This is a genomic window from Rhodovulum sp. MB263, from assembly GCF_002073975.1.
In the GTDB taxonomy this organism is placed as follows: Bacteria; Pseudomonadota; Alphaproteobacteria; order Rhodobacterales; family Rhodobacteraceae; genus Rhodovulum.
On the sequence record NZ_CP020384.1, the window covers coordinates 1,593,252 to 1,614,490 of the forward strand.

The 21,239-nt window shown below is 68.7% G+C and carries 17 protein-coding genes and 1 riboswitch; of the genes, 6 read left to right on the forward strand and 11 right to left on the reverse strand.

Annotated features, from left to right (window positions below):
• Positions 1–9: 9 nt before the first annotated feature.
• Genes B5V46_RS07545 through cysG form a run of 5 tightly spaced genes read right to left on the reverse strand, consistent with a single transcriptional unit; the run spans position 10 to position 4,507 of the window.
• The gene (locus B5V46_RS07545) at positions 10–444 is read right to left on the reverse strand and encodes a DUF934 domain-containing protein (protein ID WP_080616029.1); all 435 of its coding nucleotides are present in this window, start codon (positions 442–444) and stop codon (positions 10–12) included.
• Entirely contained in the window at positions 441–1,187 is a 747-nt protein-coding gene (locus B5V46_RS07550) for a phosphoadenylyl-sulfate reductase (RefSeq protein WP_080616030.1), read from the reverse strand. Before B5V46_RS07550 ends, B5V46_RS07545 begins: the two co-directional genes overlap by 4 nt.
• Positions 1,177–2,829, reverse strand: a complete 1,653-nt coding sequence (locus tag B5V46_RS07555) for a nitrite/sulfite reductase (RefSeq protein ID WP_080616031.1) — start codon at positions 2,827–2,829, stop codon at positions 1,177–1,179. Before B5V46_RS07555 ends, B5V46_RS07550 begins: the two co-directional genes overlap by 11 nt.
• A 2-nt stretch (positions 2,830–2,831) precedes the next feature.
• Positions 2,832–3,140: a DUF2849 domain-containing protein gene (locus B5V46_RS07560; RefSeq protein WP_080616032.1), complete on the reverse strand. Its 309-nt coding sequence runs from the start codon at positions 3,138–3,140 to the stop codon at positions 2,832–2,834.
• Complete coding sequence (gene cysG / locus B5V46_RS07565) at positions 3,137–4,507, reverse strand: siroheme synthase CysG (protein ID WP_080616033.1); 1,371 nt, start codon at positions 4,505–4,507, stop codon at positions 3,137–3,139. Before cysG ends, B5V46_RS07560 begins: the two co-directional genes overlap by 4 nt.
• 262 nt (positions 4,508–4,769) lie before the next feature.
• Here cysG and B5V46_RS07570 point away from each other — a divergent pair, with 262 nt between their 5' ends.
• Positions 4,770–6,728, forward strand: coding sequence for a M1 family metallopeptidase (locus tag B5V46_RS07570; RefSeq protein WP_080616034.1), 1,959 nt, complete (start codon positions 4,770–4,772; stop codon positions 6,726–6,728).
• Between the two features lie 150 nt (positions 6,729–6,878).
• Here B5V46_RS07570 and thiE read toward each other — a convergent pair whose 3' ends face one another.
• Both thiE and thiM read right to left on the reverse strand, forming a co-directional pair.
• Positions 6,879–7,493 (reverse strand): thiamine phosphate synthase, encoded by a 615-nt coding sequence (gene thiE, locus B5V46_RS07575; protein ID WP_080616035.1) that lies wholly within the window; start codon positions 7,491–7,493, stop codon positions 6,879–6,881.
• Positions 7,490–8,314, reverse strand: coding sequence for a hydroxyethylthiazole kinase (gene thiM, locus B5V46_RS07580; RefSeq protein ID WP_080616036.1), 825 nt, complete (start codon positions 8,312–8,314; stop codon positions 7,490–7,492). The genes thiE and thiM overlap by 4 nt, the downstream gene beginning before the upstream one ends.
• A gap of 42 nt (positions 8,315–8,356) precedes the next feature.
• Positions 8,357–8,453: riboswitch (TPP riboswitch) on the reverse strand.
• Between the two features lie 223 nt (positions 8,454–8,676).
• Between thiM and B5V46_RS07585 the strand changes: the two genes are divergently transcribed.
• The 5 genes from B5V46_RS07585 (at position 8,677) to B5V46_RS07605 (ending at position 16,773) form a co-directional block, all read left to right on the forward strand.
• Positions 8,677–9,852 carry an RsmB/NOP family class I SAM-dependent RNA methyltransferase gene (locus tag B5V46_RS07585; RefSeq protein ID WP_080616037.1) on the forward strand — a complete coding sequence of 392 codons (1,176 nt, stop codon included), beginning with the start codon at positions 8,677–8,679 and terminating at the stop codon, positions 9,850–9,852.
• Between the two features lie 117 nt (positions 9,853–9,969).
• On the forward strand, positions 9,970–12,294 hold the full coding sequence (locus B5V46_RS07590) for an ATP-binding protein (protein ID WP_080616038.1): 2,325 nt from the start codon (positions 9,970–9,972) through the stop codon (positions 12,292–12,294).
• A 304-nt stretch (positions 12,295–12,598) separates the two neighbouring features.
• Positions 12,599–13,669 carry a recombinase RecA gene (recA, locus tag B5V46_RS07595; protein ID WP_080616039.1) on the forward strand — a complete coding sequence of 357 codons (1,071 nt, stop codon included), beginning with the start codon at positions 12,599–12,601 and terminating at the stop codon, positions 13,667–13,669.
• 154 nt (positions 13,670–13,823) lie between these two features.
• Positions 13,824–16,481, forward strand: coding sequence for an alanine--tRNA ligase (gene alaS / locus B5V46_RS07600; protein ID WP_080616040.1), 2,658 nt, complete (start codon positions 13,824–13,826; stop codon positions 16,479–16,481).
• 4 nt (positions 16,482–16,485) lie between these two features.
• Positions 16,486–16,773, forward strand: a complete 288-nt coding sequence (locus tag B5V46_RS07605) for a DUF1330 domain-containing protein (RefSeq protein ID WP_080616041.1) — start codon at positions 16,486–16,488, stop codon at positions 16,771–16,773.
• 155 nt (positions 16,774–16,928) lie between these two features.
• Here B5V46_RS07605 and typA read toward each other — a convergent pair whose 3' ends face one another.
• From typA to B5V46_RS07625, 4 genes are all read right to left on the reverse strand, one after another.
• Positions 16,929–18,749 carry a translational GTPase TypA gene (gene typA, locus B5V46_RS07610; protein WP_080616042.1) on the reverse strand — a complete coding sequence of 607 codons (1,821 nt, stop codon included), beginning with the start codon at positions 18,747–18,749 and terminating at the stop codon, positions 16,929–16,931.
• 67 nt (positions 18,750–18,816) lie between these two features.
• Entirely contained in the window at positions 18,817–19,152 is a 336-nt protein-coding gene (locus B5V46_RS07615; protein ID WP_080616043.1) for a multidrug efflux SMR transporter, read from the reverse strand.
• A gap of 14 nt (positions 19,153–19,166) precedes the next feature.
• On the reverse strand, positions 19,167–19,787 hold the full coding sequence (locus B5V46_RS07620; protein WP_080616044.1) for a YitT family protein: 621 nt from the start codon (positions 19,785–19,787) through the stop codon (positions 19,167–19,169).
• Between the two features lie 116 nt (positions 19,788–19,903).
• A complete protein-coding gene (locus tag B5V46_RS07625) occupies positions 19,904–21,118 on the reverse strand; it encodes an NADP-dependent isocitrate dehydrogenase (protein ID WP_080616045.1) in 1,215 nt (404 codons plus the stop codon).
• Positions 21,119–21,239: the final 121 nt, after the last annotated feature.

Genomic DNA, 21,239 nt, shown 5'->3' on the forward strand with positions numbered 1-21,239 from the left:
CCGCGCGGGTTACGCCGCCGAGGCGCGCCGGAGCCGCGCCAGATAGCCCTGCCGTCCGGCGGCCTTCTGCCAGTCGGCTTCGGGCTGGCGAAGGGCGCGGTCGGCATCGATCTCGACCTCGTCGAAGCCGCAGGCCCGCGCCATAGGATATTGCTCGGGGATGAGCTGCCCGGCGGCACGCAGCCGCCCGGCAAAGCCCATCCGCCGCAGCCTGCGTGCGAGGGTGAAGCCGCGCCCGTCCGCAACCGCCGGAAAGACGATCCGGATCGCCACGATTCGCGCGAGATGCGGCCCCAGAAGGTCCGGATCGGCTTCCGGGGTCAGGACGACCCGGACCGGATCGCACAGCTCCGGGCTGCTGTCGAGATCGGCCGGGGGCAGCCAGTGCTCTGCGGGATCCGTGGGTGTAAAGCCCGCATCGGTGACGAGAATTGCCGTGCTCATGCCACGTCCTCCGCCCCCATCCGCACGAAGCGGCCGTTGACCAGGTGAATGCCGCATTCCTGCTTGTCCTGACCGCGCCAGCGGCCCGCGCGCGGGTCCTCGCCCGGGGCGACGCGGCTGGTGCAGGGCGCGCAGCCGATCGAGGGATAGCCGCGCGAGACCAGCGGATGCCGGGGCAGGTCGTGACGCGCCATATAGGCGGCCACATCCTCGCGGCCCCAGGCATGGAGCGGGTTGATCTTGACCCGTCCGGCCTCGTCGGTCTCGCAGACATGCATCGCCTGGCGTTCGCGGGTCTGGTGGCGCTTGCGCCCGGTGATCCAGGCGCCGAAGCCCGCCAGCGCGCGTTCCAGCGGCTCGGTCTTGCGCAGATGGCAGCAGAGATCGGGATCGCTGCGATGCAGATCGCCGGCCGGGTCGTGCAGCTCGAGCGCCTCGGCGTCGGGCCGCAGGGCGCGCACCCCGGTCAGCCCCAGCGCCTCCGCGACCTCACGCTGATAGGCCAGCGTCTCGGGGAACAGCATCTCGGTTTCCAGAAACAGCACCGGCAGGCCGGGATCGAGCTCGGCCACCATATGCAGAAGCACGACCGATTCCGCCCCGAAGGACGAGACCAGTGCCAGCCGGCCGGCATATCTTTCGGCCATCTCGGCCAGCACCTGTTGCGGCGTCGCGCCGTCCAGATGGCGGTTCAGCGCCGCAAGTTGCGGTTGCCCCCGTTCGAACCCGGTCTCAGGCCGCATCTTCCTTGCTCCCCTCGGTATAAAGCGCCTCCTGGAAGGGGGCGAGCCCCAGCCGCCGATAGGCGTCTGCAAAGGTCTCGTCCCGGCTTTCACGCCGCTCCAGATAGGCCATCACGATACGTTCCACCGCGCCCACGATCTCGTCCGCGGCAAAGCCCGGACCGGTGCGCTCGCCGATGGCGATCCGCTCCGTCGGATCGCCCCCCAGCGTGATCTGATAGGTCTCGGCGCCCGCGCGTTCGAGCCCGAGAATGCCGATATCGGCGACATGGTGATGGCCGCAGGCATTGATGCAGCCCGAGACGTTCAGCCGGAGCGGGCCGACCTCATGGGCCAGATCGAGAGTCTCGAAGAGAACCGCGATCTCCTGCGCGACCGGGATCGAGCGGGCCGTGGCCAGGGCGCAGTAATCCATGCCGGGGCAGGCGATGATGTCCGAGATCAGCCCGGCATTGGCCGCCGCCAGCCCCGCCGCCGCCAGCGCCTCGAAGACCGCCGGCAGGTCGTCCTTGCGGACATGGGGCAGGATCACGTTCTGGCGGTGGCTGATCCGGATCTCGTCATAGCCATAGGTCTCGGCCAGATCGGCGATGACCCGCATCTGATCGGCGCTGGCATCGCCCGGCTGCTGGCCCGGCGTCTTCAGCGAGACGGTGACGATGGCATGATCCCCGCGCCGGTGGGCGGCAAGGTTGGTGTCGGCCCAGGCCCGGAAGGCGGGGCTGCCCGACGGGATCGCGGTACCGCCCGCGCGGAACCCGGGCGCGCGGAAGGCCGCGCGGATTTCGGCCAGGGCGGCTTCGGCGCCGGGAAATTCGGACCGGGTCTCGGCAAAGCGTGCCTCGACCAGATCGCGGATGGTGTCGAGCCCCATCTCGTGGACCGCGATCTTGATCCGGGCCTTGTATTTGTTGTCGCGCCGGCCGAGCTGGTTGTAGACGCCCAGCACCGCCTCGACATAAGGCACCAGATCGGCCTCGGGCAGGAAGTCGCGGATGATGCGGCCGATCATCGGCGTGCGGCCGAGCCCGCCGCCGACGCTGACCTGAAAGCCCACGGCGCCGTCGCGTGCCACGACGCGCAGCCCGATATCATGGGCACGCGTCACGGCGCGGTCGGCGGTGGCGCCGGTGATCGCGATCTTGAACTTGCGCGGCAGGTACTGGAACTCGGGATGGTCGCTCGACCATTGCCGCAACAGCTCGGCATAGGGGCGCGGATCGGCGATCTCGTCGGCGGCAGCCCCCGCGAAATGATCCGAGGTGACGTTGCGCACGCAATTGCCCGAGGTCTGGATCGCATGCATGCCGACATCGGCCAGCGCGTCGAGCATGTCGGGCACGTCGCCGAGCTTGGGCCAGTTGAACTGGATGTTCTGGCGGGTGGTGAAATGGCCATAGCCGCGGTCCCAGCGTTCCGAGATCGCCGCAAGCTGGCGCATCTGGCGCGCATCGAGCGTGCCATAGGGAATGGCCACGCGCAGCATGTAGGCGTGAAGCTGCAGATAAAGCCCGTTCATCAGCCGGAGCGGCTTGAACTCGTCCTCGGTCAGGCGGCCGTCGATCCGGCGCGCGACCTGGTCGCGGAACTGGCGCACGCGGTCGCGCACGAAACTCTCGTCGAAATCGGAATAGGCGTACATGGTCAGTCTCCGGGGCGCTGGTCGTGGCTGTCAGGCTGGGGGCGCGCGGGGCCGCGGACGCGGAAAACCTCGCGGAAATGCAGTGGCGCGGGGCCGCGGGGTGTGGTCGCGACCTCGGCCAGATAGGGGCCGACGACCTGACCGGCCTCGGCTGCGGCCTCGGCGAGGCGGGCCTCGGCGGCCTCGGGGGTGTTCAGCACCTCGGCTTCGCGGATCGTGGCCGACCAGCGGCCCTCGGCGGTGCGCCAGACCGGATGGCCCTCGAACAGGTCGTTGGCGGTGACGACGCTGGGATGGAAGCGGCGTTTCACAGGGTGGCCTCCTGAAGGAGGGGAAGCGACCTGGCGGCCGCGCGCGGCGCGAGGCCCAGCAGGATGACGGCGGGGCCGGTCAGCCCGGCCGAGGCGATCTCGGTCGCCAGCGTGCCCAGCGTCGCGGCCAGGATGCGTTCGCCGGGGCGGCCGGCATTCTCGACCACGCTGACCGGGGTCGCGGCCTCGGCGCCATGCATCATCAGCCGCCCCTGAAGGAAGCGGGCGGCGCGCTTGCCCATGTAGATCGCGGCCACCGCGCCGGGCCGGGCCAGCGCGGCCCAGTCGTGATCGGCGAGCCCCTTCACGTCATGCCCGGTCAGCACCCTCAGCTCGGAATTCCGGCCGCGCCGGGTCAGGCTTTGCCCGAGGCTCGCGGCAGCCGCCGAGGCGGCGGTCAGTCCCGGCACCACCGACCAGGCGATGCCCGCAGCCTCGCAGGCCTCGATCTCCTCGTCGAGCCGGCCGAAGACCGACGGATCGCCCGCCTTCAGCCGCACCACCACGAGGCCCTCTGCGGCATGATCGACGATCAGCCCGTTGATGGTCTCCTGCGGTGTCGAGGGGCCGAAGCCGGTCTTGCCGGCCTCGACGATCCTCGCCTCGCGGCGGGCAAGCTCCAGGATCGGCGCGGGGACCAGCCGGTCGTGGATCACCACATCGGCGCGGTCGAGCGCCCGGCGCGCGCGCAGGGTCATATCGTCCGGATCGCCCGGACCGGCGCCGACGAACAGCACCTCGCCCGCAGCCGGGCGGGCGGCCTTGTGGGCTTCGAGCAGCTGCCCGAGCGGCTCGGGCGTTCCGCCGTCAAGCGCGCCCTCGAACACCGCCGCCCAGAAACCGCGGCGGGCCCGGCCCTTCGGCAGGATCTCGGCCTCGGGGCGGAAGGCCTCGGCGGCGCGCACGCGGGCGCCGAGAGCGGCCGGAAGCGAGGCCTCGAGACCGGCCTTGATCTTGCGGGCCAGAACCGGGGCCGCGCCCTCGGTGCCGATGGCCACCACCACCGGGTCGCGGTCGACCATGGCCGGGGTGATGAAGGCGCTGTCCTCGCGATTGTCGACGATGTTGAACAGCACGCCCGCCGCCTGCGCGAGGCCGGCCACGCGGGCATCCTCGGCCGCGTCGTCGGTCGCGGCATAGACCAGCCGCGCGCCCTCGATATCGGCCGCCGCGACGGGCCGTGCGATCCAGTCGAGGCGGCCCTCGGCCTGCCATTCGGCGATGGCGGGGTCGATCTCGGGCGCATGCACCGCGATCCGGGCACGGGTCTTGAGCAGCAGCCGCAGCTTGGCCAAAGCGGTCTCGCCGCCGCCGGAAACCACGATCCGCGCGCCCTCGCTGCGCAGGAAGATGGGGAAGAACTGCATCGGGCACTCCCTGAAGATTTCGCTGCAGTAGAACAAAATTCTCCGCTGAAGGCGATAACCCCGAATGAAAAGGGTCATATCTCCGGTCTGGATGTCATGGCTGGGCGTATGTTCCGGAAATGCCCGCAAGTGCGGAAACCTGCCCGGTTTCTGCGGGTCGGGGCGAATGGCGGTCCGGCTGCGGCGGGCGCGCAATCCGCTGGCCCTGCGACCGAACCGGCCCTAACGTCTTTTCCGCATGTCCCTGTCCGGAGGTTGTCCGATGCGTCTTCGCCCCCTTGTCCTGGCCGCTCTGCCGGTCCTCGCCGCGCTGAGCGGGCCGTCCGGGACCCCCGCACTGGCCGGGCCGGATGGCGAGATGCTGGGCGCGGAGACGGTGCGGCTGAGCCTCGATCCGGCCAGCGGTGCGATGACGCTCGAGGCGCTGCTGCCCGCGCCGCAGGGCGATGTGGCATTGCCGCGGCAGGACTGGCTGAACATCGAGACGCTTCGGATCGGCGGCGAGCCGAGCCCGCTGCCCGCCTCGGGGGTGATCCGGGCGGCGCGGCATATGGGGCGTCCGGTGACGGTCCGGCTGAGCGGCACCTTGCCGGAGCTGTCGCCCGGGATCGAGGCCGCGGCGCGCGGGGAGACGGCCAGTTATCTCATGGGCTCGGGCTGGCTGCCGGTCGATGCGGCGCCCCGCGTGCGGTTCGAGCTGAGCCTCGATGTGCCCACGGGCTGGCGCCCGGCCGCGACCGGCACGCTTTCCGCCGAGACGGCGCATCCCGATGGCCGTCGCGCCGATTTCGTCTTCACCGGGCGGGCCGGCGATCTCGGGGTCTTCGCGGGGCGCTATGCGGTGAACGAGGCGATGCATCGCGGGCTGCGGCTGCGCACCTATTTCGAGCCGCGCGATGCGGCCTTCTCGCCGGCCTATATCGCGGCTTCCGCAGCCTATATCGACCGCTATTCTGCCGCGATCGGCCCCTATCCCTATGACGGCTTCTCGGTGGTTTCGGCGCCGATCCCGGTGGGGCTCGGGCTGCCGGGGATGACCTATGTCAGCCAGGCGATCCTCGGCCATGGCTACATGCGGGGCCGCTCGCTTGCGCATGAGGTGCTGCATTCCTGGTGGGGCAATGCGGTCGCGGTCGATTACCGGCGCGGCAACTGGAGCGAGGGGCTGACCACCTACATGGCCGATTACGCGCTGGCCGAGGAGGCAGGGGCTGCAGAGGCGCGCGAGATGCGGCTGGGCTGGCTGCGCGATCTCGCGATGCTGCCCGCCGCCGAAGACCGGCCGCTGACCGAGTTCCGCGCCGCCGCGCATGGCGCGCGTCAGGCGGTCGGCTATGGCAAGGCGGCCTTCCTGTTTCACATGCTCCGGGCCGAGCTCGGAGAGGAGGACTGGCAGGCGGGGCTGCGCCGCTTCTATGCCGAACGGCGCGACCGGGTGGCGGCCTGGCACGATCTGCGCGCCGGTTTCGAGGCGGCGAGCGGGCGCGAGCTGCGCTGGTTCTTCGATCAGTGGCTGACCCGGAGCGGTCTGCCCGCGCTGCGGATCGAGGCGGTCGAACCGGAAGAACGCGCACTGCATCTGGTGCTGGGCCAGTCCGCGCCCGCCTATCGGCTGCGCGTGCCGGTGATGGTCGAGACCGAGGCCGGGACCGAGCGCCATCTGGTGACGCTCGAGGACGGCCGGGTCGAGGTCACGCTGGCGCTGGGGGCACGGCCGCGTTCGGTCGCGGTCGATCCCGATTTCGAGCTGGCGCGGGCGCTGGCGCCGGGCGAGGTGCCGCCGATGCTGGGCGATCTCTTCGCCGGTTCCGAACCCGCGCTGCTGGCGCTGGGCGAGGGGGCTGCGGAGGTGGCGACGGCGCTTGGGGCGCGGCTTCTGCAGGGCGCACCGCCGCTGGTCGATGAGGCGGCGGCCGGGGCCGCGCCGGTGCTGGTCGTGATCGGCTCGGGTGCCGATGTGGCGGCCTGGCGGCGCGCGCATCTTTCCGCGCCCGCCCCCTGGAGCATGGATGCCGGTCGCGCCCGTGCCTGGGTCGAGCGCGATGCCCAAGGGCGGCTGATCGGTTTTCTCTCGGCCGACCGCACCGAAGATCTGCTGCCCGAGCTGGGAGCGCTGCGCTATCAGGCGGGCCGAAGCTATGCTGCCTTCGTCGATGGCGCCGTGGTGGCGGCGGGCGACTGGCCGGCCGGGGGCTCTGCGCTGCGCCGCCGTTTCGACTGAGCCAGCGGCGCCACGGCGCCTTGCGGCAAAGGCGTGGCCGGGGCGACGCTCAGCCCCTCGGCAGGCCGACCCCGCTTTGCCTCGGACCGGTTGCGCCCCCCGGATGCCGGGGGAAGGGCTCTGCCATCCCCGGAATGGCCCCGCTAGCGCTCATGCCGCTCTCCAGGCACCGGCCAGCGCACGGGCGGCATCCTCGGGATCGGGGGCGGCCGAGATCGCCGAGACGACGGCCATGCCGGCCGCGCCGGCCGCCTTGAGCGCGCGCGCATCGGTGGCGCCGACGCCGCCGATGGCAACGCAGGGCAGGGGGCTCGCCGCCGCGATCCGCGCCAGCCCGCCGAAGCCAAGCGGGGCCGCGTGATCGGGTTTGGTGGCGGTTGCCCGCACCGGCCCGACGCCGAGATAATCGACGACGCCCGCAGGTATCGCCCCGAGCTGTTCCATGGCTTCGACCGACAGGCCCAGAAGCCGCCCCGGCCCCAGCGCCCGGCGCAGCGCCAGCGGGTTGCCATCGGACTGGCCGACATGGAGCCCGTCCGCGCCCGAGGCCAGCACCACGTCGAGCCGGTCATTCACGATCAGCGGAACGCCGCGCCGGGCCAGTTCGGGTTTCAGCGCGCGCGCCAGCGCGATCAGCGCCTCGTCCCCGGCCTGCTTGTCGCGCAGCTGTACCATGGTCGCGCCGCCCCGGACCGCGGCCAGAACCAGGTCGGCCGAGGCGCCGTCGGGGGTCACGAAATAGACCGGAAGCCTGTCGCGGGTCATGCCGCGCTCACCCGGGCGCCGCGCTCGAGCGTCTCGGGCGTCATCGCATGAAGCGCGTCGATCAGCGCAACTGCGAAGCTGCCCGGCCCGGACGCGCCCCTGGCCGCCTGTTCGCCCGCCAGCCCGAAACAGGCCAGCGCCGCGACGGTGGCCCCGGCCCGGTCGCCGCCGCCCGCGAGGAAGGCCGCGACCAAGGCCGTCAGCGAACAGCCGAGCGCGGTGACCTTGGGCATCAGCGGATGGCCGTTGGCGATGCGCCAGGCGCGGGTGCCATCGGTGACGTAATCGACCGGCCCGGTGACCGCGACCACCGCCCAGCTCCGTTCGGCGAGCGCGCGCGCCGCGGCCTCGGCCGCCTCGACGCTGTCGGCGCTGTCGGCACCCCGGCCGCGTGCCTCGACCCCGGCCAGCGCCAGGATCTCGGAGGCATTGCCCCGGATCACCGTCGGCTCGAAGGCCATGAGATCGCCGCAGAGCGCCTGCCGGTAGGCGGTGGCGCCGACCGCGACGGGGTCGAGCACCCAGGGCAGCCCCGCCGCCCGCGCGGCACTTGCCGCGGCCCGCATCCCCGTCGCCCAGCCGGGCGAGGGCGTGCCGATATTGATCGAGAGCGCCTGCGCCAGCGGGGTGAACTCGCCGGTCTCCTCGACCGCATGCAGCATCGCCGGCGAGGCGCCTGCCGCCAGCAGCACGTTCGCGGCGACGTTCATGGCGACGAAATTGGTGATGCACTGCACCAGGGGCGCGCGTGCCTGCATCGCGGCCAGATGTTCTGCCGGCGTTCGAATCGGGTGGCCTGAGTGGTCTGCGGGGGCGGGCATCGCGGTCCTCCTTGGGTGGCGGACGGGCGCATCGGTCCCGTCGGGACGCGGCACGCGACTTCCTCCGCCAGCATGATCTGGTTCAGGTTCTAAGGGTGCTTCTCAGCCCGGATCGCTCCGGACGCCCCTGTCACGGCCGCCAGAAAACCACGTCCTTGCGCGGATGGAAAGTCCTCTGGCGGCGGCGGTGGCTTGCCAGCGCCGAAGGCGGCTGCCAGAAGGCGGACAGGCGGCAGGCCCGGAAAGGGTGCAGCCAGACAAGAACGGGGCGAAAACGGCGCGAAGGAGCCAGGGATGACAAGGCGCGAGGCGGAGGCCGGGGGCGGCAGGCGCATGCCTGTCCGGGGTCGGCGGGGGCTGCGATGACGCCCGCGGCGCGGATCGCGGCGGCGGCCGAGCTGCTCGATGCCTGGCGCGGCGGCGCGCCGGCCGAGAAGCTCCTGACCACCTGGGCGCGGCAGAACCGCTTTGCCGGATCGAAGGACCGCGCCGCGATCCGCGATCATGTCTTCGATGCGATCCGCTGCCTGCGGTCCTTCGCGGCGCTGGGCGGGGCCGCGACCGGACGCGGGCTGATGCTGGGGATGCTGCGCGCCGCGGGCACCGATCCCGGAACTGTCTTCACCGGTGCGGGCCATGCCCCGGCGCCGCTCGGCACCGAGGAACTTGCGCCCGGGCCTGCGCTTGCCGATCTGCCCGAGCCGGTCGCCTGCGATTGCCCCGAGGCACTGGAAGGGCTGCTGCGAGAGAGCCTCGGCCCCGATTTCCGGGCGGTGATGGAGCGGCTCCGGCAGCGCGCCCCGGTCTTTCTGCGGGTCAATGCGCGCCGGAGCGATGCCGCGGCGGCCATGGCGCGGCTGGCCGGGGAGGGGATCGAGACCCGGCCCCATCCGCTTTCGCCCACCGCGCTGGAAGTGGTGGCGGGCGCACGCCGGGTGCATCTGTCGCGCGCTTTCGCAGACGGGCTGGTCGAATTGCAGGATGCCGCCTCGCAGGCGGTGGCCGACATGATGCCGCTCGGCGAAGGCGCAAGGGTGCTCGATTATTGCGCGGGCGGCGGCGGCAAGACGCTGGCCATGGCCGCGCGCGGGGGCGCCCGGCATTTGGCCCATGATGCGGCGCCGCAGCGGATGCGCGATCTGCCCGCCCGGGCCGAACGGGCCGGGGTTGCGGTGCACTGTCTCGACGCGGCCGCGCTGAAAGGGGCGGCGCCCTTCGATCTGGTGCTTTGCGATGTGCCCTGTTCGGGCAGCGGCGCCTGGCGCCGGAGCCCGGAGGCCAAATGGCGGACCACGCCTGCCGATCTGGACCGGCTGACCGCGCTTCAGGCCGGGATTCTTGATCGTGCGGCCGGGTTGGTGGCCCCGGGGGGGTATCTGGGCTATGCGACCTGTTCGCTGCTTGCCGCCGAGAATGCTTCCCAGATCGGCCGCTTTCTTGCCGCCTTTCAGGGCTGGAGGCTTGTCTCCGAACGCCGGCTGACGCCGCTTGATGGTGGCGACGGGTTCTATGCCGCAGTCATGCAGCGCCCGGGCTGAGCGGCGGCGAAGATCTGCCATCCTCCGGGGTTGGGCGGCTCTGTTAACCACGGGTTAACACCTGTGGAGAAAGAGTGGGCGAAATCGTCCTGCCGGGAGGTTCTCTTGCCGCGTCTCATGCCTGTTCTGCTATCTGTCCGTCGCTCGGCCGCGGCCTATGCCGATCGGGCCTGGGCGGCGCTGGCCCTTGGCATCCTGCTATCGGGCGCGGCCTGGACCTCGCCCTGGCCCTTGTTTTTCGCGCCGCTGCTGACGACGGGCCTCACCCTGTGCTGCCTGGCCGCGCTGTTGCGGATCCTGGGGCGCCCGGTCTCGGATATTCCCTCCGACAGGCTGAGGCGGCTTTGCGCCAGCGCGCCCGGCGCCACGCTGGTCACCGATGCCGAGGGGCGGGTTCTGATCGCCAGTCCCGAGGCACAGCGCCGGGTCGCGGCGGTGCGCGGCCAGCCGGTGTCCGATGCGCTGCAGGCCCTGTTTGCCGATCCCCGGCGTGCGGTCGGCGATCTGATCGCGGCCGCCGCCAGGGGGCTGCCCGCCTCGGCCCGGCGCTCTCTGGCCTCCGGGCCGTTGCAGGTCGGGGTCGAGCGGGCGGGCTCGGGCCTGTTCCTGTGGCGCTTTGATGCCAGTGCGACCGATGGGGTCGAGATCGCGTTGCCGATGGTGCGGCTCGATCCGGCGGGGCGGCTTTCGGCGATCAATGCCGCCGCCCGCGGGCTGGTGGGCCAGAGCCACGAGGCGGTCGCGGCGCTTCTGGCCGGGGCCTCGGAAGAGACCGACGAGGTGGTGGTCGAGACCCCGGAAGGCCCGAGCCGGCGCCGCCTGCTGCAACTGCGCATGGCCGATGGCGGGCGTGAATTCTATATCCTGCCGCGCCGCTCGGAGGCCCGCGTCGCCGAGGCGCCCGAGGGCTTTCTCGATGCCTTGCCGGTGGCGCTTCTGCAGCTCGATGCCGATGGCACGGTGCGGCTGTCCAATGCCCGGGCGGTGCGGCTCTTGGGGGGCACGCCGGACGAGGCTCTGAACCTCTGCGACCGGCTCGAGGGGCTTGGCCGTCCGGTCAGCGACTGGCTGGCCGATGCCGCGCAGGGCCGGGCTCCGAACACGGCCGAGGTGCTGCGGGTCGCACGCGACGATCGCGAGCTCTTCGTGCAGGTGGCGCTGGCGCGGATGGCTGAGGGCGCGCTGGTCGCGGTGCTGCATGACGTGACCGAGATGAAGACGCTTGAGGCGCAGTTCACGCAAAGCCAGAAGATGCAGGCGATCGGCCAGCTTGCGGGTGGGGTGGCGCATGACTTCAACAACCTGCTGACCGCGATTTCGGGCCATTGCGACCTGCTGATGCTGCGTCATGATGCGGGCGATCCCGATTACGGCGATCTGGTGCAGATCCACCAGAACGCCAATCGCGCGGCGAGCCTGGTGGGCCAGCTTCTGGCCTTCTCGCGCAAGCAGACGCTGAGCCCCGAGGTGCTGGATCTGCGCGACACGATGGGCGAGCTGGCCCATCTGCTCGACCGGCTGGTGGGCGAGAAGGTGCGCCTGAGGATGCGGCATGCCGAGGCGCTGCCGCCGATCCGCGCCGACAAGCGCCAGCTGGAACAGGTTGTGATGAACCTCGTCGTCAATGCCCGCGACGCGATGCCCGAGGGCGGCGAGATCCGGCTGGAGACCGAGGCGGTGAAGCTTGCCACCGAATTGCAGCGCGACCGTGCCGTGGTTCCGCCCGGCCCCTATGCGATGATCCGCGTGCGCGACGAGGGTCAGGGCATCCCGCCCGACCGTCTGGCCAAGATCTTCGAGCCCTTCTACACCACCAAGCGCCTCGGCGAAGGGACCGGGCTAGGCCTCTCGACCGTCTACGGCATCGTCAAGCAAACCGGCGGTTTCGTCTTCGTCGACAGCACGGTCGGGCAGGGCAGCTGCTTTTCGGTCTACCTGCCCGCCCATAGCGGCAAGGTCGGCCCGGCGGCGCCCCTGACGGAAGGCGGCGGGGCGGTCGAGGACATGCCGGGCTCTGCGGTGGTGCTGCTGGTCGAGGACGAGGCGCCGGTCCGCTCCTTCGCGGCCCGCGCGATGCGGATGCGCGGCCATACCGTGCTCGAGGCCGAAAGCGGCGAACAGGCGCTCGAGACGCTGGCCGATCCCGATCTCAAGGTCGATGTCTTCGTGACCGATGTGGTGATGCCGGGGCTCGACGGTCCGGGCTGGGTCAGCAAGGCGCTGAAGGCCCGTCCCGGGACGAGGGTGATTTTCGTCTCGGGCTATGCCGAGGACAGTTTCGGCGAAATCAAGGCACGGATTCCCAATTCGGTCTATTTGCCCAAGCCGTTCTCTCTGGCCGATCTGACCGCCACGGTCCAGCGCCAGCTGCGCGACGCCGCCAAAGCGGGCGATGCCGAGATCTCGCGCGATGGCGGCAGGTTGCCGGAGGAGGTGTCCTAGCCGGACGCGCCTTTGCCCGCCTGTCCGCCGATCGGCCGGGCGGAAGAAGCCTGGGTGGGGATGGGAATAGACCTTTCAAGTCAGCGTCTTGTGCTGGGATTTTCGAGTGACGCATAAGCCTTTCGGCCATCGTCCGGGACGATTTTCGCGGTCGTGAACACTTCCTTAACCGTTTCGGCCGATCCTGAGAACGGGAACAATTTAACTTGAAATGTTCGCTTTTTGGTCTCATATGGGTGAGAACAATCGGCGAACAACAGCAGCGATTGCCGCCCGCTTCCGGGTGTGGAATAAGGGACCAAACATGGCGACGGCGAACCTCCTGGACATGGCAGACAAGAAAGCTTCGGACAAGCAGAAGGCGCTCGACTCGGCGCTGGCACAGATCGAACGGCAGTTCGGCAAGGGCTCGATCATGCGGCTGGGGGCCGACAACCCGGTGCAGGAGATCGAGTCGACCTCGACCGGCTCGCTAGGGCTCGACATCGCGCTGGGGATCGGCGGTCTGCCCAAGGGCCGGATCATCGAGATCTATGGGCCCGAAAGCTCCGGCAAGACCACGCTGACGCTGCATTGCGTGGCCGAAGAGCAGAAAAAGGGCGGCGTCTGCGCCTTTGTCGATGCCGAGCATGCGCTCGATCCGATCTATGCCAAGAAGCTGGGCGTCAATCTCGACGAGCTTCTGATCAGCCAGCCCGATACCGGCGAACAGGCGCTCGAGATCGTCGACACGCTGGTGCGTTCGGGCGCGGTCAGCATGGTGGTGGTCGATTCCGTCGCCGCGCTGACGCCCAAGGCGGAACTCGAAGGCGACATGGGCGATTCCAATCTCGGCGTCCATGCCCGGCTGATGAGCCAGGCCATGCGCAAGCTGACCGGCTCGATCAGCCGCTCGAAATGCATGGTGATCTTCATCAACCAGATCCGGATGAAGATCGGCGTGATGTTCGGAAGCCCCGAGACCACGACCGGCGGCAATGCGCTGAAATTCTATTCCTCGGTCCGGCTCGACATCCGCCGGACCGGCTCGATCAAGGACCGCGACGAGGTGGTGGGCAATTCCACCAAGGTCAAGGTCGTCAAGAACAAGGTCGCGCCGCCCTTCAAGCAGGTCGAATTCGACATAATGTATGGAGAAGGCATCTCGAAGACCGGCGAATTGCTCGATCTCGGCGTCAAGGCGGGCGTGGTCGACAAGTCGGGCTCCTGGTATTCCTATGGCGACGAGCGGATCGGGCAGGGGCGCGAGAATGCCAAGAATTTCCTGCGCGAGAATACCGAGGTCGCGATGCAGATCGAGGACAAGATCCGCGCCGCACACGGGCTCGACTTCCACATGAGCGGCGACGAGAATGACGAGATGATCGAGGAGTGACGATCCCCTCTTTCGGACGTTTCGAACACCCGCCCCTTGTGGCGGGTGTTCCGCTGTCCGGGCAGGGCTTTGCTCTCTGACCCATGGACAGGCCCCTTCCGCGGCGATACATCGGACGGCAAACCGGAAAACTCCCCCGAAAGGTCTGAGACCGATGCCCACGCTGAACGAAATCCGCTCGACCTTCCTGAGCTATTTCGAACGGAACGGCCACGAGGTGGTCGACAGCTCGCCGCTCGTTCCCCGCAACGATCCCACGCTCATGTTCGCCAATTCGGGCATGGTGCAGTTCAAGAACCTCTTCACCGGGGTCGAGAAACGGGATTATACCCGCGCCACCACCGCGCAGAAATGTGTGCGCGCGGGCGGCAAGCATAACGACCTCGACAATGTCGGCTATACCGCGCGTCACCATACCTTCTTCGAGATGCTGGGGAATTTCAGCTTCGGCGACTATTTCAAGTCCGATGCCATCCCCTTTGCCTGGGAACTCCTGACCCGCGATTTCGGCATTCCGAAGGACCGGCTGCTGGTCACGGTCTATCACACCGATGACGAGGCGGCCGCGATCTGGAAGAAGGTTGCGGGACTTTCGGACGACAAGATCATCCGCATCCCGACCAGCGACAATTTCTGGCAGATGGGCGATACCGGCCCCTGCGGCCCCTGCACCGAGATCTTCTACGATCATGGCGATCACATCTGGGGCGGCCCGCCCGGATCGGCAGACGAGGATGGCGACCGGTTCATCGAGATCTGGAACCTCGTCTTCATGCAATACGAGCAGTTCGAGGACGGCACCCGGCGCGAGCTGTCGGCGCAGTCGATCGATACCGGCATGGGGCTCGAACGGATCGGCGCGCTGCTGCAGGGCAAGCACGACAATTACGATACCGACCTGATGCGCGATCTGATCGAGGCCTCGGCGCATGCCACCTCGACCGAGCCCGACGGCCCCGGCAACGTCCATCACCGGGTGATCGCCGATCACCTGCGCTCGACCTCCTTCCTGATCGCGGACGGGGTGATGCCCTCGAATGACGGCCGCGGCTACGTGCTGCGCCGGATCATGCGCCGCGCCATGCGCCACGCCCATCTTCTGGGCAGCCAGGACCCGGTCATGTACCGGCTGGTGCCCGCGCTCGTCACCCAGATGGGCGCGGCCTATCCGGAACTCCGCCGCGCCCAGGCGCTGATCGAAGAGACGCTGAAGCTGGAGGAAACCCGCTTCATCCAGACCTTGGACCGCGGCCTGCGGCTGCTCGACGAGGAACTGGCCCGTCTGCCCGAGGATGGCGATCTGCCCGGCGCGGCGGCGTTCAAGCTGTACGACACCTACGGCTTCCCGCTGGACCTGACCCAGGACGCGCTGCGCGAAAAGGGCCGCAAGGTCGATGTGTCGGGCTTCGATGCGGCGATGGCCGAACAGCGCGCCAAGGCACGTGCCAGCTGGGCCGGATCGGGCGAGACGAAGGAATCGACCATCTGGTTCGAGATCGCCGAGCGCGTCGCCGCGACCGAATTCCTCGGCTACGATACCGAGACCGCCGAGGGCCAGGTGATGGCGCTGGTGGCCGAGGGCGTCGAGGTCAAGGAACTGTCCGCCGGCACCACCGGCTGGATGATCGTCAACCAGACCCCGTTCTATGGGGAATCGGGCGGTCAGGTCGGCGATACCGGCACCTATCTCAAGCCCGAGGGCCGGGGCGAGATCCTCGATACCCAGAAGATGCCGGGCGGGCTCTTTGCCCATAAGGTCACGCCCGCCAAGGCCGCGCTGGCCGTGGGCGACGCGGTCGAACTCAGGGTCGATCACGCCCGCCGTTCGGCGATCCGGGCCAATCACTCGGCCACCCACCTGCTGCACGAGGCGCTGCGCCAGACGCTGGGCGATCATGTCGCCCAGAAGGGCTCGCTGAATGCGCCCGACCGGCTGCGCTTCGATTTCAGCCATGCCAGGGCGATGGCGCCCGCCGAACTCGCGGCGGTCGAAAGTCAGGTCAACGGCTTCATCCGTCAGAACTCGGCGGTCGAGACCCGGATCATGACGCCCGACGATGCCCGCGCCATCGGTGCCCAGGCGCTCTTTGGCGAGAAATACGGCGACGAGGTGCGGGTGGTCTCGATGGGCCGCGCCGCCAGCGGCAAGGGGCATGACGGCCAGACCTGGTCGATCGAGCTTTGCGGCGGCACCCATGTGACGCGCACCGGCGATATCGGGCTTTGCGTCGTCCTTGGCGACAGCGCCTCCTCGGCCGGCATCCGCCGCATCGAGGCCCTGACCGGGCAGGCCGCGCTCGACCATCTGATCGCGCAGGAACGCCGCCTCGCCGAGGTGGCCGAAGCGGTCAAGGCTCCGGCCGCCGATGTCGTCGCGCGCATCCGCAGCCTGGTCGACGAACGCCGCGCGCTGGAACACGAGGTCGCCCAGCTTCGCCGCGAGCTGGCGCTGGCAGGCCCAGCAGGCGCAGCCCCCGAGGCCCGCGATATTGCGGGCGTGCCTTTCCTCGCCCAGGTGTTGCACGGCATTTCCGGCAAGGACCTGCCGCCGATCATCGACGATCACAAGGCCCGGCTCGGCTCGGGCGCGATCCTGCTGATCGCGGAGGCCGACGGCAAGGCCGCGGTCGCGGCGGGGGTCACGCCGGATCTGACCGACAAGGTCTCGGCGGTCGATCTGGTCCGGGCGGCGGTGGCCGAGCTTGGCGGCAAGGGCGGCGGCGGCCGTCCCGACATGGCGCAGGGCGGGGCGAAGGACGCTGCCAATGCCGAAGCCGCGATCAAGGCGGCCGAAGCCGTGCTGGGGGCCTGAGCCGATGCCCGCGCTCTGGATCGCCCATGTCACCGTGACCGATGCCGAGGCCTATGGCAGATATGCCGAGCTGGCCGGTCCCGCGATCGCCAGCCATGGCGGCCAGTTCATCGCCCGCGGCGGCCGTTTCGTCCAGCTCGAGGGCCGCGAGCGTCCGCGCAATGTGGTCGCCCGCTTCCCCTCGGTCGAGGCCGCGGTCGCCTGCTACAACAGCCCCGAATACCAGGCCGCGCTCGACCATGCGCGCGGCGCTTCGGAACGCGAGCTGATGGTCGTCGAGATCGACGAGTAGCGCTCGTCCGCCGACAGCGAAAGAAAAGGCCGCGCTCCGATCCCGGGCGCGGCCTTTTGCATTTCTTCCTGGCGCAAATACCCAAAAGAAAGCGGCCCCGACTGGGGCCGCCTCTGGAACGTTCGCCCGCAGGGCGTCCGATGGATGTCTCCCGCTCAGCCCGCCGCGCGGGCCTGGCGCTTGCGCTCATGCGGGTCGAGATACCGCTTGCGCAGCCGGATCGAATTCGGCGTCACCTCGACCAGCTCATCGTCGTCGATATAGGCGATGGCCTCCTCAAGGCTCATGCGGACGGGCGTTGTCAGCCGCACCGCCTCATCCGTGCCCGAGGCGCGGATATTGGTCAGCTTCTTGCCCTTGAGCGGGTTCACCTCGAGGTCGTTGTCGCGCGAATGCTCGCCGATGATCATGCCCTGATAGACCTGCTCCTGCGCGCCGATGAACAGCTTGCCGCGGTCCTCGAGGTTGAACAGCGCATAAGCCACCGAGACGCCATCCTCGATCGAGATCAGAACGCCCGCGCGCCGGCCCGGTATCGGTCCCTTGTGCGGTGCCCAGTCGTGGAACACGCGGTTCAGGACGCCGGTGCCGCGGGTATCGGTCAGGAACTCGCCCTGATAGCCGATCAGCCCGCGCGAGGGCACATGGGCGATGATCCGGGTCTTGCCGGTGCCGCCCGGGCGCATCTCGATCAGATCGCCGCGCCGCACACCGGTCAGCTTCTCGATCACCACGCCCGAGAACTCGTCATCGACGTCGACGGTGACTTCCTCGATCGGCTCGAGCCTCTGGCCGTTCTCCTCGCGCATCAGCACCTGCGGACGCGAGATCGACAGCTCGAAGCCCTCGCGGCGCATGTTCTCGATCAGGACGCCCATCTGCAGTTCGCCCCGGCCCGCAACCTCGAAGGCCTCGCCGCCGGGCGTGTCGGTCACCTGGATCGCGACATTCAGTTCCGCCTCGCGCATCAGGCGCTCGCGGATCACCCGCGACTGCACCTTCTTGCCCTCGCGGCCGGCCAGCGGGCTGTCATTGATGCCGAAGCTGACGCTGATGGTCGGCGGGTCGATGGGCTGGGCGGGCAGCGCCTCGGTCACCTGCGGCGCACAGAGCGTGTCGGCGACGGTCGCCTTCGACATGCCCGCAAGCGTGACGATATCGCCCGCCTCGCCCGCCTCGATCGGCTGCTGCGACAGCCCGCGGAAGGCCAGGACCTTCGACACTCGGAAGCTTTCCAGCATCTCGCCGGTGCGCGAGAGCGCCTTAACGGTATCGCCGGGCCTGACCGACCCGCTTTCGACCCGACCGGTCAGGATGCGGCCGATGAAGGGATCGGCCGAGAGCGTGGTCGCCAGCATGCTGAAGGGCGCGTCGGCCCGGGCCAGCTGCTTCGGCGCCGGGACATGCTCGAGCACCAGCTCGAACAGTGCATGCAGATCCTTGCGCGGCCCGTCGAGCTCCATGTCGGCCCAGCCCGAGCGGCCAGAGGCATACATATGCGGAAAGTCGAGCTGTTCGTCATTGGCGCCGAGGCTGGCAAAGAGATCGAAGACCTCGTTCAGCGCGCGGTCGGGCTCGGCCTCGGGCTTGTCGACCTTGTTCAGCACGACGATGGGGCGCAGCCCCAGCGCCAGCGCCTTGGCGGTGACGAACTTGGTCTGCGGCATCGGCCCTTCGGCGGCATCGACCAGCAGCACGACGCCGTCGACCATGCTGAGGATTCGCTCGACCTCGCCGCCGAAATCGGCGTGGCCCGGGGTGTCGACGATATTGACCCGGTGACCGCCCCATTCGACCGAGGTGCATTTCGCCAGGATGGTGATCCCGCGCTCGCGTTCGAGATCGTTCGAATCCATGGCGCGCTCGGCCACGGACTGGTTCTCTCGGAAGGCGCCGGATTGCTTCAGAAGCTGGTCAACCAGTGTCGTCTTGCCGTGGTCCACATGCGCGATGATCGCGATGTTGCGAAGGTCCATGATCGTCCTCATTAAGGGGGTTGCCCTGCGCGATAGAGGCTTTCGGTCCGAAAATCCAGCGCGAATGCTAATGCGCGGCGGTTTTCGAGAAGAGGTGAATGACGAGAATGCCCGCAATGATCATCCCGAGCCCCAGCGCGCCGGGCAGGTCGACACGCTGGCCGAACACCACCCATCCGATCCCCGAGATCAGCACGATCCCGAGCCCGGACCAGATCGCATAGACGATGCCGACCGGCATCACCTTCAGCGTCAGCGCCATGAAATAGAAGGAAAACATGTAGCCCAGCACGACCAGGACCGAGGGCCAGAGCCGGGTGAATTGCTGGCTGGCCTGCAGTGAACTGGTGGCCATGGTCTCGGTGATGACGGCGAGCAGAAGATAGACATAATGCTTGGGCATGGCCCGCTCCGGTCCTAGCGCGCGATATAGCGGTCGCGCCGGTGGTTGGTGGCGATGATCAGGTTCAGCACGGCCGCACCCGCCATCGACCACAGAACGGTCAAGGGTTGGATCACCGCGAAGGCCAGCGCGAAGACCACCGTGTCGAAGCCAAGCTGGACCCAGCCCGCGCGGATGCCGCGGCTGTCCTGCAGCCAGAGCGCCATGATGCCGACACCGCCGAGGCTTGCGCCATGTCGGAACAATGCCAGAAGTCCCGCGCCCGCAGTCACCCCCGCCAGCAGCGAGGCCGCCAGCGGATGCACCGGGCCGATCGTCAGGACATGGGGCAGAAGCTCGGAAAAGACCGAGAGCAGCGCCACCGCGGCAAAGGTCTTCAGAACGAAGGCCCTGCCCATGCGGCGGTAGCCGAGCCAGTAGAAGGGCAGGTTCAGCACGAAGAAGACCGGTCCGAAGCCAAGGCCCGTCGCATAGGTGCCGACCAGGGACAGTCCCGCGATCTGCCCGGTGACCAGCCCCGCCGATTTCAGCAGGCTGACCGAGAGCGCGACCAGGAGCGTGCCGAAAACGAGCCCCTGGATGTCATCCGGAAGCGTGTGGCGCGGGGCGGGCAGGGGCGGCATGTCTGTGGGCATGGGACAGGGAATGGCGTGCGGCGCGGATCTTGTCCAGCGTCCCGCGCAAGGAACGCGCAAGGAAAAAGGGCCGACCCTGCGGCCGGCCCTTCCTGTCTGGCGTGCCGATGGGCAGATCAGCCCGCCAGCGCCTTGTTCAGGTTCTCGTCGACCTTTTCGAGGAAGCCCATGGTGGTCAGCCATTTCTGGTTCGGGCCGACCAGCAGCGCGAGGTCCTTGGTCATGAAGCCCGATTCCACGGTCTCGACCACGGTCTTCTCGAGCGTCTCGGCGAAATGCGCGAGCGGCGCGTTGCCGTCGAGCTTGGCGCGGTGCTTGAGCCCGCCGGTCCAGGCGTAGATCGAGGCGACCGAGTTGGTCGAGGTCTGCTCGCCCTTCTGGTGCTGGCGGTAATGGCGGGTGACGGTGCCATGTGCCGCCTCGGCCTCGACGATCTTGCCGTCGGGCGTCATCAGCTGCGAGGTCATCAGCCCGAGCGAGCCGAAGCCCTGGGCCACGGTATCGGACTGAACGTCGCCGTCATAGTTCTTGCAGGCCCAGACGAAGCCGCCATTCCACTTCATGCAGCAGGCGACCATGTCGTCGATCAGGCGGTGTTCGTAGGTGAGGCCCGCCTTCTTGAACTTGTCCTCGAATTCCTGCTCGTAGACTTCCTGGAACAGATCCTTGAAGCGGCCGTCATAGGCCTTGAGGATGGTGTTCTTGGTGGACAGGTAGACCGGCCAGCCGAGGCTCAGGCCGTAATTCATCGAGGCCCGGGCGAAGTCTCGGATCGAGTCGTCGAGATTGTACATGCCCATGGCCACGCCGGCGGCGGGGGCGTCATAGACCACCTTCTCGATCACCTCGCCATCCTCGCCGACGAATTTCATCGTCAGCTGACCCTTGCCGGGGAAGCGGAAATCGGTCGCGCGGTACTGGTCGCCGAAGGCGTGACGGCCGATCACGATGGGCCGGGTCCAGCCCGGCACAAGCCGCGGCACGTTCCGGCAGATGATCGGCGCGCGGAAGACGACGCCGCCCAGGATGTTGCGGATCGTGCCGTTGGGCGATTTCCACATCTGCTTGAGGCCGAATTCCTCGACCCGCGCCTCGTCGGGAGTGATGGTGGCGCATTTCACGCCGACGCCCACTTCCCTGATCTTCTCGGCCGCATCGACGGTGATCTGGTCGTCGGTCCGGTCGCGCTCTTCGATGCCGAGATCGTAATAAAGCAGGTCGAGGTCGAGATAGGGCAGGATCAGCTTCTTCTTGATGAAGTCCCAGATGATCCGGGTCATCTCGTCGCCGTCGAGCTCGACGACCGGGTTGTCGACTTTGATCTTCGTCATGGGCGCCTCTTTTATGGTGCTGGATTCGCGCTTTCGGTTCGGGTGATAGCGTAAAGCGTGTGACGGGGGAAGATAGTATGCAGTTGTATACGGAAACTGCGGGCAAGAAATCAGCCCGCGT